Annotated in this window: 14 protein-coding genes; 6 read left to right on the top strand and 8 right to left on the bottom strand. The window is 34.8% G+C overall.

All coding sequences use genetic code 11. The features are described from left to right. Positions 1-166 precede the first annotated feature (166 nt). The 3 genes from BW926_RS02685 to BW926_RS02675 form a co-directional block, all read right to left on the bottom strand. Positions 167-862 carry a T9SS type A sorting domain-containing protein gene (locus BW926_RS02685; RefSeq protein WP_076443937.1) on the bottom strand — a complete coding sequence of 232 codons (696 nt, stop codon included), beginning with the start codon at positions 860-862 and terminating at the stop codon, positions 167-169. A gap of 5 nt (positions 863-867) precedes the next feature. Beyond that, positions 868-1,461, bottom strand: coding sequence for a phage tail protein (locus tag BW926_RS02680; protein ID WP_076443935.1), 594 nt, complete (start codon positions 1,459-1,461; stop codon positions 868-870). Between the two features lie 120 nt (positions 1,462-1,581). Next, positions 1,582-2,586 carry a DUF4407 domain-containing protein gene (locus tag BW926_RS02675; RefSeq protein ID WP_228403381.1) on the bottom strand — a complete coding sequence of 335 codons (1,005 nt, stop codon included), beginning with the start codon at positions 2,584-2,586 and terminating at the stop codon, positions 1,582-1,584. 291 nt (positions 2,587-2,877) lie between these two features. Here BW926_RS02675 and BW926_RS02670 point away from each other — a divergent pair, with 291 nt between their 5' ends. Both BW926_RS02670 and BW926_RS02665 read left to right on the top strand, forming a co-directional pair. Then, positions 2,878-4,779 (top strand): zinc-dependent metalloprotease, encoded by a 1,902-nt coding sequence (locus tag BW926_RS02670; RefSeq protein WP_076443931.1) that lies wholly within the window; start codon positions 2,878-2,880, stop codon positions 4,777-4,779. A 48-nt stretch (positions 4,780-4,827) separates the two neighbouring features. Beyond that, positions 4,828-5,286 carry a lipocalin-like domain-containing protein gene (locus tag BW926_RS02665; RefSeq protein WP_076443929.1) on the top strand — a complete coding sequence of 153 codons (459 nt, stop codon included), beginning with the start codon at positions 4,828-4,830 and terminating at the stop codon, positions 5,284-5,286. 294 nt (positions 5,287-5,580) lie between these two features. Here the strand turns inward: BW926_RS02665 and ruvC are convergent, their stop codons facing one another. From ruvC to BW926_RS02650, 3 genes are all read right to left on the bottom strand, one after another. Then, on the bottom strand, positions 5,581-6,135 hold the full coding sequence (gene ruvC, locus BW926_RS02660; protein ID WP_076443927.1) for a crossover junction endodeoxyribonuclease RuvC: 555 nt from the start codon (positions 6,133-6,135) through the stop codon (positions 5,581-5,583). A 569-nt stretch (positions 6,136-6,704) separates the two neighbouring features. Next, positions 6,705-7,817, bottom strand: coding sequence for a serine hydrolase domain-containing protein (locus BW926_RS02655; RefSeq protein WP_076443925.1), 1,113 nt, complete (start codon positions 7,815-7,817; stop codon positions 6,705-6,707). Positions 7,818-7,969: 152 nt separating this feature from the next. Next, entirely contained in the window at positions 7,970-11,317 is a 3,348-nt protein-coding gene (locus tag BW926_RS02650) for a methylmalonyl-CoA mutase family protein (RefSeq protein ID WP_076443923.1), read from the bottom strand. Positions 11,318-11,559: 242 nt separating this feature from the next. Here BW926_RS02650 and BW926_RS02645 point away from each other — a divergent pair, with 242 nt between their 5' ends. Further along, positions 11,560-11,892, top strand: a complete 333-nt coding sequence (locus BW926_RS02645; RefSeq protein ID WP_076443921.1) for a hypothetical protein — start codon at positions 11,560-11,562, stop codon at positions 11,890-11,892. On the opposite strand, the gene BW926_RS02640 is transcribed toward BW926_RS02645, so the two are convergent. Beyond that, a complete protein-coding gene (locus BW926_RS02640) occupies positions 11,889-13,001 on the bottom strand; it encodes a DUF3667 domain-containing protein (protein WP_076443919.1) in 1,113 nt (370 codons plus the stop codon). The two genes, BW926_RS02645 and BW926_RS02640, sit on opposite strands and share 4 nt — an antisense overlap. A gap of 410 nt (positions 13,002-13,411) precedes the next feature. On the opposite strand from BW926_RS02640, the gene rplM reads away from it, so the two are divergent. The 3 genes from rplM to rpsB all read left to right on the top strand — a co-directional run bounded on the left by rplM (position 13,412) and on the right by rpsB (position 15,204). Then, positions 13,412-13,867, top strand: a complete 456-nt coding sequence (rplM, locus tag BW926_RS02635) for a 50S ribosomal protein L13 (protein ID WP_027381190.1) — start codon at positions 13,412-13,414, stop codon at positions 13,865-13,867. 5 nt (positions 13,868-13,872) lie between these two features. Continuing rightward, on the top strand, positions 13,873-14,259 hold the full coding sequence (gene rpsI / locus BW926_RS02630; RefSeq protein WP_076443917.1) for a 30S ribosomal protein S9: 387 nt from the start codon (positions 13,873-13,875) through the stop codon (positions 14,257-14,259). Between the two features lie 183 nt (positions 14,260-14,442). Further along, complete coding sequence (rpsB, locus tag BW926_RS02625; protein ID WP_076443915.1) at positions 14,443-15,204, top strand: 30S ribosomal protein S2; 762 nt, start codon at positions 14,443-14,445, stop codon at positions 15,202-15,204. A 62-nt stretch (positions 15,205-15,266) separates the two neighbouring features. On the opposite strand, the gene BW926_RS02620 is transcribed toward rpsB, so the two are convergent. Beyond that, entirely contained in the window at positions 15,267-15,734 is a 468-nt protein-coding gene (locus BW926_RS02620; protein WP_076443913.1) for a DUF6759 domain-containing protein, read from the bottom strand. Positions 15,735-15,756: the final 22 nt, after the last annotated feature.

Here is a 15,756-nt window from a genome sequence, read left to right as displayed (position 1 = left end):
TAAGATTTGAAACGTTGGATATTACTTGGAAGAATCTGCATTTTTTAGCATTTTCTTTAAGATTAATCAAAAAATTAAAAGTTTAAACAACTTCTTTAAGTAAAATGAAAAAGCCTCCGAAAAAATCCGGAGCCTTTAATTAAAGTTATATAGAGACAATTGTGTTTTATTTTTTCATGAACTTAAATTCATGAGTCTGGAAATTTTTGGTATCAATTTTTAACAAATAAACACCGGGAGTAAGTTGGGAAACATTGATCTTGTGATCGAAGGGTTCTGTTTTTATGAGCTGGCCTGCCATATTGTATATATAAAAAACCCGCCCGTTATCAATTCCTGAAATTTTAATCATATCTGTTACCGGATTCGGGAAGACATGGATTTGTATTCCCGATTTTACATCAGAAACGGCAAGTGTTGAGTTGTGTACATCGCCCGTCATTGTTGAGTTTGTAGGCGTAAGATTCCCTTGACAGTCTCCATTTGTTATGGCTGTGTTTTCTACCCATATACCAAATGTAATGGCGGGCGGATTTCCAAGGAAATTATTATTTCCTGTAGAGTTATAATAAATTAAATAAGGTATTGTAAATGTTCCGTTTCCTTCATCCGCAAGAAATTCCCATCTTGCCAGGGTATTATTCCACTGAATTTTGAATTCACAGCTTCCTAAGCCTCCGCATGGTTGTTGATCATTGATAGGGGTTGTCATATAGATGTTCTTATTATAGGCATCCACTCCGGTTTTATTGAAGACAAAATCCTGATTTTCAAACAATTCATGGCAGCCATTAAAAGTAATGGTCTGCTGCGCAGATGTCAGACTTCCAAGAGTCAGGCATAAGAGATAGAGTTTTTTCATAATATTTAGAATTGTGATGGATATACACCTGTTAATGAGATGATGCACTTCAAAGTCACGAAAGGCGGTCTGTTCTCGTGTGGTTGGCTTCCTCCGGTAGGGTTTACCATTGTTTGCTTCATAGTAGTGTTTGCACTGGCATCAGAATATTCTTTATCTAAAGTTTTTGTATCTGCAGGAAGATTGCTGGTAGGGGAATTCTGATTTCCTTCGGATGTTACTGCATTGACTGTATGAGAATGGGCGGGTATCTGAGTAACAAGTAACGTTACAGATTCTGTACCTCCCGTTTGCCCCATTGTATAGTTGGTAGGACCGCCGGGAGCCTGTCCTTCATGAACGAGTACTCTTCCTCTCATATCAGGTAAAGCAAATGTAGTGGTTCCATTTCCTCCGTAAGTGGTTCCGAGGAGTGAGAATAGAGCTTGGTTTTGAGCAATTGAAAGTAATTGTCCGTTGCATGCTGCCCAGTTTTTCGGTACAAAATTATAAGGTACGAATGCGATTTGTCCCAAGAACGGTTCGGAAGCCTGAGCTTTTAAAGAAAGTGCAAATATATGGCTGACCATCAGCACGAATGCAAGAGCTAATTTTTTCATGATATTAGTTTTGTTTATAGGTTATAAACAAAGTTATAAAATATTCAGCATATTTTGTTTTAAAAAATAAAAAACCTTTCAAAATTAACTGAAAGGTGAAGTTGTCATAATATAAAACAGTTATTTATGTAAATTATTTTTGAAATCATCAATCCTGAAATCGGCAACTGCGTTTCCTTTTTCAATTTTTTCTTTAGAATACAACCGGAAATCGTTTTCTGTTTTTTCCAGAAGATAATCATAAGGCCCAACATGTGAGATCAACTTCACAAGAACCGGTGAGATTTCCAAACAAATGAATAAACCCATAATAAAAGCAGCCGCTAAACCAATGATGGCTGAGTTTTTTCCTAATTCGTCCAAAGCCTGTAATCTTGCCGCAAAGCCATTGAATTTATCCTCAAAAGTTTCTGTAGATTTTCTCTCTTTTTCAAGATTAGTATAAACTTTTGAAATTTCTTTATCCAAATATTCCAGTCTTGGTGCTACCTGTTTCTGATAGTTTTCAAGGTCTTGTCTTCGTTGCTCTTTGAGCTCCTGTTTACGTTTTGCATTCGGCCCGAAACCTTCTTTACCGCTTGTAAGCCCGGACTGCTTACCAAGGATTTCCTTCTCAAGCTCTACGGCAGAAGAATCATACGATTTTTGATATTGGACAATTTTGCCTGAGATCTGTTTTTTCTCTGTCTCAAAAGGGCCGCTCTGCTGAAGGATTCTGCCGTTCATTTCGCCCTGAAGCTGTTTTTTATTCCTTTGAATTATGGTATTTAATTGTTTATTGACTTCTTTTTCAAAAATCTTGAGCTCTAAAGGTTTAGAAATAATTATTCCCAGAAAAGTCGCCAGAACCAGACGGGGAATAGCCATAAGAATCTGATTCCACCAGGGACCTGTTTTTTTTATGGAAGAAACAATATAACGGTCTAGGTTAAAAATCATTAATCCCCACAAAGCCCCGAAGCCGATAGATACCCCAATATTATCAAATACTGTAAACATGGCATATCCCGCGGAAAGAGTTGCAAAAACAGCGGTGAAAAGAACAATGCCGCCAATGCCTGAAAATTTGTTCCATTCGCTGGGAGTTTTTCTTAGGATATGAATATTTCCTCCGGAACATACCATCAGAAACTTTTGGAACCAATTAATTTTATGATTCGACTGATTTATAGTTTGTTGGTTATTTTTCACGATAGAAAATTTATACAAATGTAGTACTAAAAATCATACCAATGTAAAAGATAGTATTATGTTTTACCAAGTATAATTTAAATGACTTGTAAATTGTTGAATTTCAATATTTTATAAATTTTAATATAAATTATTAAAATAAGAGAAAGTAAGATTGCTAAATTATTTCATTATTTACGTATAAAATGATATATTCGCAAAGTTTTAAATTAAATAATATAAATAATGGATAAAAAACTATTTTTATTTGCGTTAATGATTTTTATTAATACTTTTGCTCAAAACACACAAAAATATTGTGGATTTGATGAACAAATGAGAAAAATTGACAGCAAACATCCTGATTTAACGAAATCAAGAGCAGAAACTGATCTTATATTCAGTAACATGGATAAGCATGCATTTTTAAATAAAATCGGCGCTTCCAGCTCTTGGAATGGCTTATATACTGGTCAGATTTACGAAATCCCGGTGGTTGTACACGTTATCCAATCAAGTGCTGCAGCTAATGCAAATCTTACAGTTACCGACCAGGAAATCATAGATTGGATTGACAGGGCGAATAAAATGTATGCAACAACCTATGGTGGAGGATTTTATCCTGAAGGATCTGGCCCTACAGGAGGTAATATAATACCGTTCAAGTTGGTTTTGGCAAAAAGATCTCCAAGCTGTACCCCTACAACAGGTATTTTGCGATACAACGGAAGTACACTTAGTGGATATGACTCATATGGTGTAAGAATGAACGGAAGTAATGGAGTGCGTGATTATGTGATTAAAAACCAATTGGCTCCACACTGGCCGGAAACTTCTTACTTTAACATTTATGTTGTAATCGGTTTCGACGGGCAGCAGCAGTTATCTTACGGATTAATGGGATATGCCGCATTTCCCGATACATATGACTATGGTTACGAAAGCTTCATGAAAGTGGCAACTATTAAAAACCTGAATGACACTACACTTACCCATGAGCTTGGACATTCTTTCGGTTTGCTGCATACATTCCAGGGAGTGAGCTATACAGACCAGACAACTTGCCCTGTTAATAACAATTGTTCAACAGATGGAGACAGAGTATGTGATACTTCACCTTCCAGAAGTATGTATGGAATTTATCCTGTTCCAAGCAATTCCGCGACAGATCCATGTACAGGTACAAACTATGATGGGACACAGTATAATATAATGAATTATACCAATGATAATAAAAAATTCACGGCAGGTCAAAGAGACAGAGCAGTATTAATGATGATGGAATACAGAAAAAACCTTCTTAATTCTTTAGCGGCTAAAGATCCGTCCGTATCTATTCCGTCACCGGTTAATGTAATTGCTGCACAATGTAATCCTGCCGGGACGCTGCACCCTACAAATAATAATTTTGCCATCGGGCCATACAGAGTGCAAATGGCTTCTATTAGTAGTATTACCAATGGATATGATTCTGATGAGGCAGCACCGGTGTATTATGCAGATTATTCACAGGCAACATGTATCAGACCTGCATATTATACAGATATTCAGGCAAATTCTTCTACTCCAATTGGTATTACATTCCTTAATGGATTTAATGACCCGAATCAGTTTAGAACTAAGGTGTGGATAGATTATAATAACAACGGGGCTTTCGAGGCGTCAGAATTAGTAATTAATAACACCTCTCTTATGCTTCCTAGTGGTAATACAACCACTCTTACGGATTATATAACTCCTCCGGCTGGTGCTGTTAAAAATACTTATTTAAGAATGAGAGTTGCTGTGGATGCGGCTACTTATAACTCTGCACAGCTTCCGGATTTTGACGCCTGTTCGCAATTACAGTACGGGCAGATGGAAGATTATGCAGTAAGAATTATGGATGTGCTTGGAACTTCTGATGTTAAAGATAATGCTGAGGCTAAGATTGTATTTATGAAAGCTGAGAATAAATTAAAATTGGCAGGAAGCAAAAAAGAAATTTTCGGTGATTATCATATCTATGATATGAGCGGAAAGCTTATCCAAAAAGGAAATTCTATGACCAACGAGATTCAGATTAATCAGTCGCTTCCAAAGGGGACTTATATCCTTAATCATTCAGGAAGTGGTAAAAAAGAATCAAAAAAATTTATAAATAACTAACAATAATGAAGAGGCTGTCTCAAAAGGCAGTCTCTTTTTACATTTAAAATGTTACGGAAAATATCTTATTTAATAATTGTCTGTTTTCTTGGAGGCAGCTGCCAATCTCAGAAAAGGAATAATCAGACATTGCAAAACAAAGTTTCAGGGAATACTTCTCTTTCGGGAAATTGGAAACTGACCGAAAGAAATTATAAAGATGAGAATGTAAAAAAAACTTACCTACTGCATCCTTGTGAAAAGCAATATACTTTGATCTTTGAATATTCAAACGGGAAAAATTATTTAACCAAAAATTATTCAACAGGTAAAAACTGCGAAATAAAAAGCAATTCAGGAAGGCTTACGATTACCATCACAGAAAGTTCTTTTTCTTATCTAGATCTTGACCTGAAGCGTACCGAGTATTATAAGATAAACGACAGGAAGCTTTATGTCAATTATAACGAAATTTTGGATGGAAAGGTGAGACAGATAGAAGACGTTTATGAAAAAGTAGTAAAGTAAATAATTATAAAAATAATTTTATCAAACTTGTTTAAACTTTTTTAGGAGCAATTTCCCGCTTTTCATTATATCTTTTGAGGAATACCATCTGAACAGATTGAAACATTCAAGATTCAGGCAAAAGAAGAAGCCTTAAGACTTGTAAAAACATCTGTAGATATGTAAGAGTTCCGGAATAATGATATATAATGTTGCAATATTCTTAATATGATAAAAACGGAAAGGCAACAGCAGATTTTGCCATTATTCCTGCAGAATATAAAGCAAAATAGTCTTTGAAATTATGCCTTTGGGTTATTTCAAACGATCAGGGTTTTGTTTTAAAAAACTTGCCCAGCCGGTATAGGGTTTCGTATCAGCAATTGTCCCGGAATTGAAATGATGGCAGACAGCAACCGCAAGACCGTCGGAAGCATCAAGATATTTGGTAGGGAATTCTTTCAGTTTTAAAAGATTTTGGAGCATTCCGGCAACCTGTTCTTTGCTGGCATTTCCGTTTCCAGTGATGGCCATTTTTATTTTTTTCGGAGAATATTCGGTGATGGGGATATTTCTGTAAAGGCTTGCTGCCATAGCGACTCCCTGAGCCCGACCCAGCTTTAGCATACTTTGCACATTCTTTCCATAGAAAGGTGCTTCCAGTGCCACTTCATCAGGGTGAAATTCATCAATCAGGGCTAAGGTTCTATCAAAGATATATTTAAGTTTAGTTTCGTGATTGGGATACTTTTTCAGCAATAATTCATGGATGGAAATCATTTCCATCTTGTCATTTTTTACGGAAATAATTCCAAAACCCATTACCGTTGTTCCGGGGTCAATACCTAAAATAATTTTCTCTGCGATCATTGCGTCAAAGATATAACATTCTGAAATTCTTTAATGATTAAAAATATTATTAGTTTGGATCAAAACATCTCTGAAAAAATTAATTACTTTTGCATTTTCTTTTTATATATTTCTAAATTTATAGCAATTGAAAGATTTTAATGAAAACTGATAGTGCTAAAATCCAGCGCAATGAGTAAAAATTCTCAAATTGTTTTCCTTTTTTGTGGAAAAGCAGTTCCGGGAAGAAAAGAAAATCGTTAAAGAATAAATTTTAACCTTATAGATTAAAAATCGACTATAGAATCTATTTTTTCGCTTTTTGATTAATTAGTATTTAACTTGGAAGTTCATTTTCCGTCATGACGTAGAAGGGAAATTTTATCAACTAAAAATTTAGTTTTATATTCCTTACCTTTATAAATTTCCCATACTTTTATATAATCTTCACAAATAAGATCTCTGTGACAGACTATAAGCATCAATTCTTTGAAAAGCTTCATGGATGTATAGTTGTGAAATACTGGTTTTCATAAATTTTGTTATGATTTAAAGATAATAAACTAATCTTTTACTGTATGCTTATTTATTCAGTTTTTCATTTGAACCATTGAATTTTCTATAGCATCCGCAATTTCCTTTATTTCCATATGAGGTTTAAATATTAAGTTTTTCTCTTTTTCTTCATCAGCAATATTGGATAAAATAATAACGGATGTTTTTGTATAGGGATAATAAATGTTGAGCGAGGGTGAACCTTTGATATAACCGCTGTGGAAATAAAGATTCGGTTTTCCGATATTAGTCATAATTCCATAACCATAACCCATTTTCCCAAACACGGGATGATGTCTTTCCGCGCTTTTGGATTCAAATTTCCATAAGGTTTCAGGGTTTAAAATCTTACCTCCATATAAGGCTGTGTTCCAGGTATGGATGTCGTCAATGGTTGAAAGAATTCCTCCAGCGGGAACTCCGATTTCCTTATTTCCCAATCTTTCCGGCATATTTTGGATTTTTTCGTAAACATTTTTATTACCTAAATAGGCTCCTGCGAAATTTTTTCCTTTAAAAGACGTTCCCGTAGAAGAGTGCTTCATCCCAATTTTTCTGAAAAGCTCAAGAATATTTTCATCATAAGATTTACCTGAAACTTTTTCTACAATTCTTCCTAATGAATTAAAACCATCATTTGAATAGAAAAAATCAGAACCACTTTTAAACATAAGCTTTCCGCCTAACGTATTCAGCCCGGAAGTATGATTAAGAAGCTGATGAATAGTGATGTTTTCATAATCTTTATTCTGAAATTCGTGTAAGTATTTGGAAACCTTATCATTAACAGATAACTTTCCTTGTTCCATTTGAAGTAAAATTAGGGTTGCTGTAAATTGTTTGCTTACGGAACCTATGGCAAAAATGGTATTGTTGTCAATTTTTATTTTGTTTTTAAAATCTGAATAGCCCTGGCTTTTTCTATAGAGCTCAACAGAATCTTTAAAAACAGCAACACTTCCATTAAAATTATATTTTTTAAATACTGAATCAATTTGATTTTTTAAAAGGTTTTTTTCGAATGCTGTAATCGTACTGTCTACGATGGCTGATTTGTTTATTTTTTTTACCTTAATTTCTTTCTGGCAGGAAATAAAATCAATAAAAATAATGAATAATAGTAAAATATGAAGTGCTTTTTTAATCATTTGATGTAAAAAAATAAATGTTTAGCATTTGTTATCTATCGAAAATAAGAAAAAACCTCTTAATTTCATAAAAGGTCAGATTGTTAGTTTTTATTATATTGAAATTAGATTACAAAACTTGATAAAACCTTGAAGTTTTGGTATGTCTAAAATTACATATTACGTCTGTATTTACCGCCCACTTCAAAAAGCGCATTGGTAATCTGCCCTAGCGAACAATACTTCACAGCATCCATCATGACTTCGAATAAGTTCTGCTGATTGATTGCTGCGTGCTGTAATTGCTTTAAGGCTTCTTCAGATTTTCCTTCATTGGCTTTCTGGAAATTGTGAAGAAACTCGATTTGAGCCTGTTTTTCCTCTTCGGTTGAACGGATGACTTCTCCTGGAAGCACCGTTGGCGAACCGTCTTTTCCTAAGAAAGTATTTACCCCTATGATAGGATATTCTCCGGTATGTTTCAGCCATTCATAGTGCATCGATTCTTCCTGAATTTTTGAACGTTGATACATTGTTTCCATTGCACCAAGAACCCCGCCTCTTTCTGTGATTCTATCGAATTCTGAATAAACTGCTTCTTCTACTAAATCTGTCAGCTCTTCAATAATAAATGAGCCTTGAAGCGGATTTTCGTTTTTCGCTAGACCTAATTCTTTATTAATAATCAACTGAATTGCCATCGCTCTTCTTACAGATTGCTCAGTCGGAGTTGTAATTGCCTCGTCATAAGCATTCGTATGCAATGAATTACAGTTGTCATAGATGGCGTAAAGTGCTTGTAAAGTCGTTCTAATGTCATTAAAATCAATCTCTTGAGCATGAAGTGAACGTCCAGAAGTCTGAATGTGGTATTTTAACATCTGGCTTCTTTCGTCGGCTCCGTATTTCAGTTTCATTGCTTTTGCCCAGATTCTTCTTGCTACACGTCCGATTACCGAATATTCAGGGTCGATACCGTTTGAGAAGAAGAAAGATAAGTTTGGTGCAAAATCGTTGATGTCCATTCCTCTAGACAAATAATACTCCACATAGGTGAAACCATTTGCCAATGTAAATGCCAACTGAGAAACCGGATTGGCTCCCGCTTCTGCAATATGATAACCTGAGATTGAAACAGAATAGAAGTTTCTTACTTTTTCTTTAATGAAATATTCCTGAACATCACCCATCAGTCTCAATGCAAATTCAGTAGAGAAAATACAAGTGTTTTGAGCTTGGTCTTCTTTTAAAATATCTGCCTGAACAGTTCCACGAACGGTTGCGATGGTTTTAGCTTTAATTTCAGCATAAATATTAGCAGGAATGACTTCATCTCCTGTGATTCCTAATAGTTTTAAACCTAAACCATTATTCGAAGGTGGCAATTCTCCATTATATTTTGGTCTTGCTAAACCTTTATCGTCAAATTTTGCTTTTAAAACTTCCTCAACCTTAGCCTCAAGCTTATTTTCAGCAATATATTTTTCAACATTTTGGTCAATGGCTGCATTCATAAAGAAAGCCAACAACATCGGCGCTGGTCCGTTAATTGTCATTGAAACCGAAGTCAATGCATTTACCAAATCAAAACCTGAATATAGTTTTTTAGCATCATCCAGTGTTGCAATTGAAACTCCTGCATTTCCGATTTTACCATAAATATCCGGAGGTAAAGCAGGGTCCTGTCCGTATAATGTTACTGAGTCAAAAGCTGTAGATAAACGTTTTGCAGGCATTTCCGCAGAAACGTAGTGAAATCTTCTGTTGGTTCTTTCAGGTCCTCCTTCTCCTGCGAACATTCTTGTTGGATCTTCACCTGTTCTTTTGAAAGGATAAATTCCTGCAGTGTAAGGGAAGCTTCCCGGAAGATTTTCCTGGCCTTTCCATTTGATCAGATCGCCCCAGTCGTTATATTTTGGTAGTGCAATTTTCGGAATTCTTAAATGAGACAAAGATTCTGTTGAGGTTTCAACCTTAATTTCTTTTCCTCTTACAAAATAGGAGTAAAATTCCTCATGGAAAGCTTTTTTCGTATCGTCCCAGGTTTTCAGGAAGTCGATATTTTCCTGTTGAAGTTCTTTTTCTGCTTTTTGATATTCAGCGTCCAAAACTTCATTGGAAATGATTTTTTTAACGCCATCAATATGATACATTGTTCTTGCTAATTCAGCTTGCTTTTCAATGTTGGCATCATATTGTCTATTGTTTTCAACGATTTCAGAAAGGTAACGAACTCTTTTCGGAGGAATGATCGTTACTTCATCAGTTATTTCCTGTTCAACAAAACCTTGTAAATTTAAACCAGCAAATTTATCGTTGACTTTAGAAACCAATCTGTTGTATAATTCAGTCGTTCCGTGATCGTTGAACTGAGATGCTTTTGTTGCGTAAACCGGCATTTTATCCAATGGCTGTTCCCATAATAAATGGTTTCTCTGGAACTGCTTTCTTACTGCTTGAAGAGCATCAAGAGCTCCTCTTTTGTCAGATTTATTTAAAGCTACTAAATCCGCATAATCTAGCATGTCGATTTTTTCCAATTGTGTAGAAGCTCCGTATTCAGGAGTCATTACGTACATTGAAACATCAGCAAAATCTGAAACTTCCGAACCTGATTGTCCGATACCCGAAGTTTCCAAAATAATTACATCTGGATGAGCTAATTTCAACACATTCAACGCAGAATGGATGAACGGAGAAACGGAAACGTTGTTTTCTCTCGTCGCCATAGAACGCATATAAACTCGCGGATCATTGATCGCATTCATACGAATTCTGTCACCCAAAAGCGCTCCTCCCGTTTTCTTTTTCGAAGGATCAATGGAGATGATAGCAATTTTTTTATCTGTATTTGAACGTAAGAAACGTCTCACTAATTCGTCTGTTAATGAAGATTTTCCAGCTCCACCAGTACCTGTGATACCGATGATTGGAATATTTAAATCTTTTGATTTTTCATCGATAGCTGCAACCAATTCTGGTTTTTCTTCTGAAAAGTTTTCAACTGCTGAAATAATTTTTGCAATGCTTGTCGGATTTTCAAATTGAATTGAATCCAAATCGTTTGCAGTAGCATCCTTACCTGTTGCAAAGTCTGATCTCTGAACCAAATCGTCGATCATTCCCTGCAAACCAAGTTCACGGCCGTCGTCCGGAGAATAAATTCTGTCGATTCCGTAAGACATGAGATCTTTAATTTCTTCTGGAAGGATTACACCGCCACCGCCACCGAAAATTTTAATTTGCGGAGAGTTTTTCTCTCTTAAAAGATCGTAGATATATTTAAAATATTCGTTGTGACCACCCTGATAAGAAGTAAGGGCAATCGCGTTGGCATCTTCCTGGATGGCTGTATTGACAACTTCCTCTGCAGATTTGTCGTGTCCAAGGTGGATAACTTCGCATCCTGTTCCCTGAATCACACGACGCATGATGTTGATTGCAGCATCGTGACCGTCGAATAACGAAGCGGCTGTTACGATTCTGACTTTATTTTTTGGAGTATATTTTTGGGTTTCCATAAAAAATCTAGAAAATTTCTGAGTTTCCAAATATAATAATAATATAACAACCGTTTAATTGTTTTTAATTTAATGATTTTCAATGGATTAATTTGCTTTTAAGAATTAAGTGTTTCCCTACGTAACAAACATTTGTTAGATTTTTCTGTAAATAAGTCTGGGATAAGCAATTGAGTTATTTAATATAAAATACTTAAAATGCTCAATTTAAAATCTCTACTTTTGTATCATAATTATTTATTATGAAAAAGGCTCTGCTATATTTTGCATTGGGAACGGTTATAAGTTTTTTGATCAATTATTTTTTTTATAATTCGGAAAATTTAGGTCTTGATATTTATTATGCAGTAGCTTTCGGTTTTGCCTGGGGAATAGCATATTATCTGGATACTCCCAATTTTACATTACCTCAAAAACTGGGGTTGTCTTTTGTGGCGATGGGTATTTTAGTGCTTGTCGGTATTTTGGTGTTCAATCTTGAGCTGGCAATTCCTTCTATACTGAAGTTTTCTACGGTTTTTGTGGCCTATTATTTAATTGCAAGTTTCAGGGCCAATAAAACCCTCCGTAATTAGTGCATCATAATAAAGCTTATATACATTAGGATTAAAAACATACAGATAATTCCGACGAAATTAACAAGGAATAAGAATATTCCCTTAAAAACACTCATCGTTCTGGAGCTTTCATAGACTCTATGATGGGCCACGAAAAAGTAAAATGACATATATAAAACGGCGACCGTATTAACAAGTACATTTAATAATGCTAAGATTCCATAATTTGGAAAAAGATTCATCAATCTCGAGAAAAATATTAAAATAAGAGTTCCTAATAGCAAAAATGAAAAATAATGCAGGGTGAATATTCCATGATCAAAAAACCACCATTTCTTTTTGTTATGGAAAATCCAAAGAAAGAAAGCGAATATCGGAAGATAAACAAACAATGCCTTTGGAAGCGTATGCACAATAGTATCCGTAAATTTATCAAAAATCTGATCTCTGCTCAGGCCCTCTTCCTGTAAGTAAAACACCTTTTTTGCGAAAGGTCTCATGAAATCAAAAATACTTTGATTCCGTATATTTTTAGCGTCCAGAGAATCAAATTGTTTCATATTTGTAGCCCCGAGAACACTTATTTTTCCATCTCTGGTTTCTCCTAAAGCGTCTGTCTCGATATCATTGCCGTTGACTTCCGTTATTTTTATGTCTTTATCTTTCGGCGCTTGCCTGTCTTTTATTAATTGATTCTTTGTAAACTCGTGTTTTAAGCTGTCAGTAAGTCTTGTAATCTTTTCTTCTTGTGCTTTTTCTTCAGTTTTTTTGGCTGCATAAGTCTTTTTATTTTGCTCCTGTTCTTCTTCTGAGCTTGAAAATAAAGAAGGAAGCAGAAACGTTATAAAACTTACAAAAATATAAAGCTTTACAGGAGCTACATAGACTTGTCTTTTTCCTGCGAGATATTCTTTGGTCAGTTTTCCGGGACGAAATAATAAATATTTCATTGTTTTCCAGAACTGTCCGTCGTAATGTGTAAAATCCTCAATAAAATGAGTAAAAAGATAATGGAAAGGTTGTTTAGGCTCGATATTTTCCTGCCCGCAATGGGAGCAAAATCTTTCTTCTACCGAATGTCCGCAATTCAAACATTTTTTTTCGTCTCTTAGTTTCCCGTGGCTCATAGTTTTATAAGATTTTGATCAAATATAATTATTTCAGAGAAGACTATATTATTTTCTAAATTTAAAATTAATATCAGTTTTCTTTGCGGATTATATGGAAGTATTATAAATTGTTTTGATAAGTCTTTCTATAAAGCTTTTGGAAAAGATAATAAAGCAAGAGCTAATATGTAATTAACTCTTAACTTTATCACCAGTGTTTTTAGAATCTTCTAAAATATTTTTTCATCGGAAACACTTTCACAATATTTATGCCAAAAATAATCTGAATAGATAAAATTTGTCGAATCGTTTAAGCAAAACTTACGTCAGGGATACAATTTAAAAATAAGTTTTTGCATTATAAAAAATATTTGTACCTTTGCGCACCCTATTAAGGGGAAATTATGTTTAATCTTTAACTAAAACGTGTGAATACATTAAGTTACAAAACTGTTTCAGCGAACAAAGCTACTGCAAATAAAGAATGGGTTGTGGTAGACGCTGAAGGACAGCCGTTAGGTAGATTAGCTTCTACGGTTGCAAAGATTTTGAGAGGTAAGCACAAGACGAATTACACACCTCACGTAGATTGTGGTGATAACGTAATCGTTTTGAATGCTGGGAAAGTAACTCTTTCCGGAAACAAGTGGAACGATAAGACTTATATCTGGCATACAGGATACCCTGGAGGTCAAAAGTCTATGACTGCGGCTGAACTTCAGAAGAAAGATTCTTTAAAAGTATTGGAAAAATCAGTAAAAGGAATGTTGCCTAAAAACAGACTTGGAGCTGCTATTCTTAAGAATCTTTACTTATATGAAGGAACTGAGCACAAACATGAAGCTCAACAGCCTAAAACAATTAATGTTAACGAATTTAAATAATTAATATGTCTATAGTTCACAAAATCGGAAGAAGAAAAACTTCTGTAGCTAGGGTTTATGTAAAGCCGGGAACTGGTAACATTACAGTAAACGGTAAAGATGCTAAAGAATATTTCTCTACAGATGTGATGGTTTACAAACTAAACCAACCGTTCATCCTTTCTGAAACTGTTGGTCAGTATGACGTTACCGTAAATGTATTCGGTGGAGGAAATACTGGTCAGGCAGAAGCGATCAGATTAGGTATTTCAAGAGCTTTATGCGAAATCAATGCTGAATTCAGATTAGCTTTGAAACCAGCTGGTTTACTTACAAGAGACGCAAGAATGGTGGAAAGAAAGAAACCAGGTCAGAAAAAAGCAAGAAAGAGATTCCAATTCTCAAAACGTTAATTTTCAGACTTCAGATACAGGATTTCAGATTTCAGAATTTTTTCAGTCTGTTGTCTTATATCTAAAATCTATTTATCTAAACAAAAAAATTGCCCGTTACGTTTAGCATCCAAACACTTCTCCCATCTAAAGAAGTTGTTGATTGTTTAAAAGACGGAAAGTAAACTAACAAAAACAAAAAACATGGCAAAAGCAAATGTAAAAGACCTTCTAGAGGCTGGCGTACACTTCGGTCACATGACTAGAAAGTGGAACCCAAATATGGCTCCATACATTTTTATGGAGAAAAATGGTATTCACATTGTAGACTTACATAAAACAGCTGTTAAATTGGATGAAGCTTGTAACGCTTTAGAAAAATTAACTTCTGCAGGTAAAAAAGTTCTTTTCGTAGCTACAAAAAAGCAAGCGAAAGAGGTAGTTGCTAAGCATGCTGCTGAACTTAATATGCCTTATATTACAGAAAGATGGCCTGGGGGTATGTTAACGAATTTCGTTACTATCAGAAAGGCAGTAAAGAAAATGAACTCCATCGACAAAATGAAAAAAGATGGAACTTTCGAAACTTTATCTAAAAAAGAAAGATTACAGGTAGACAGACAAAGAGCTAATCTTGAGAAGAACTTAGGTTCTATCGCTGACATGGTGAGACTTCCGTCTGCTGTATTCGTAGTTGATATTTTAAGAGAACACATCGCTGTAACTGAAGCTAAGAAATTAGGTATTCCAGTTTTCGGTATTGTTGATACAAACTCTGACCCAAGAAAAGTAGACTTCGTTATCCCAGGAAACGATGATGCTTCTAAATCTATTGATATGATCCTTAATGTAGTTTCTGAGGCTATCAAAGAAGGGCAATCTCAAAGAAAAGCAGATAAAGAAAAATCTAAAGAAGAAGGAGAAGTGGTCTCTGCTGATAAAGATGCAGATTTCGATGCTGAATAATTAAGGATTTTCAATAACATAAAAAACTCTGAACTTTTATTAGTTCAGAGTTTTTTATGTTATTAATTTGAAAGGGTTATGTTATAGGTGCTTGTAATGAATTTTGTTTTCTGATAAATCGAGTTGCAGAGCATTCCGGAAAAATTATAATTTTGGTTTTTGGGAACCATTACACCAGCTATTTTGTTTGTCCCAATCGGGATTTTCTTAAAATAATTATTACCACTTATAGTCAATACCATATTACATCTGGATTTATTTTCTACAGTAATAGATGTTTTAGGATCATCCGGTGACGGATTATTCAAAAGGTCTGTTAAAACCTCTGCTGTTTCTGATTTATAAGTTTTTACCAAAGCCTGATATTCTAATTCAGTCTGTGAGGCTGAGGTTGTTGCCCTGTTTCCTGTATTTGAAATAGGATAAGACCTTCTAACAGGGCTGTCTGCTGTTGTTCTGTAGTGGGTCGTCTCGCAGTTTTCCAAAAATGCAATAACAAAACTTACGTATAAGAGCAATTTTTTTCTCATATAAAATTTCTTCCCGTAAATT

Source organism: Chryseobacterium sp. RU37D, assembly GCF_900156075.1.
GTDB lineage: Bacteria > Bacteroidota > Bacteroidia > Flavobacteriales > Weeksellaceae > Chryseobacterium.
Note: the sequence above shows the minus strand (reverse complement) of the source record. Positions and strands in the feature narration are given on the sequence as shown.

What these genes read in the sequence shown, in the direction of transcription:
- BW926_RS02685 (WP_076443937.1), bottom strand. Translation starts at nt 862, where the DNA reads ATGAAAAAACTCTATCTCTTATGCCTGACTCTTGGAAGTCTGACATCT.
- BW926_RS02680 (WP_076443935.1), bottom strand. Translation starts at nt 1,461, where the DNA reads ATGAAAAAATTAGCTCTTGCATTCGTGCTGATGGTCAGCCATATATTT.
- BW926_RS02675 (WP_228403381.1), bottom strand. Translation starts at nt 2,586, where the DNA reads ATGGTATGTTCCGGAGGAAATATTCATATCCTAAGAAAAACTCCCAGC.
- BW926_RS02670 (WP_076443931.1), top strand. Translation starts at nt 2,878, where the DNA reads ATGGATAAAAAACTATTTTTATTTGCGTTAATGATTTTTATTAATACT.
- BW926_RS02665 (WP_076443929.1), top strand. Translation starts at nt 4,828, where the DNA reads ATGTTACGGAAAATATCTTATTTAATAATTGTCTGTTTTCTTGGAGGC.
- ruvC (WP_076443927.1), bottom strand. Translation starts at nt 6,135, where the DNA reads ATGATCGCAGAGAAAATTATTTTAGGTATTGACCCCGGAACAACGGTA.
- BW926_RS02655 (WP_076443925.1), bottom strand. Translation starts at nt 7,817, where the DNA reads ATGATTAAAAAAGCACTTCATATTTTACTATTATTCATTATTTTTATT.
- BW926_RS02650 (WP_076443923.1), bottom strand. Translation starts at nt 11,317, where the DNA reads ATGGAAACCCAAAAATATACTCCAAAAAATAAAGTCAGAATCGTAACA.
- BW926_RS02645 (WP_076443921.1), top strand. Translation starts at nt 11,560, where the DNA reads ATGAAAAAGGCTCTGCTATATTTTGCATTGGGAACGGTTATAAGTTTT.
- BW926_RS02640 (WP_076443919.1), bottom strand. Translation starts at nt 13,001, where the DNA reads ATGAGCCACGGGAAACTAAGAGACGAAAAAAAATGTTTGAATTGCGGA.
- rpsI (WP_076443917.1), top strand. Translation starts at nt 13,873, where the DNA reads ATGTCTATAGTTCACAAAATCGGAAGAAGAAAAACTTCTGTAGCTAGG.
- rpsB (WP_076443915.1), top strand. Translation starts at nt 14,443, where the DNA reads ATGGCAAAAGCAAATGTAAAAGACCTTCTAGAGGCTGGCGTACACTTC.
- BW926_RS02620 (WP_076443913.1), bottom strand. Translation starts at nt 15,734, where the DNA reads ATGAGAAAAAAATTGCTCTTATACGTAAGTTTTGTTATTGCATTTTTG.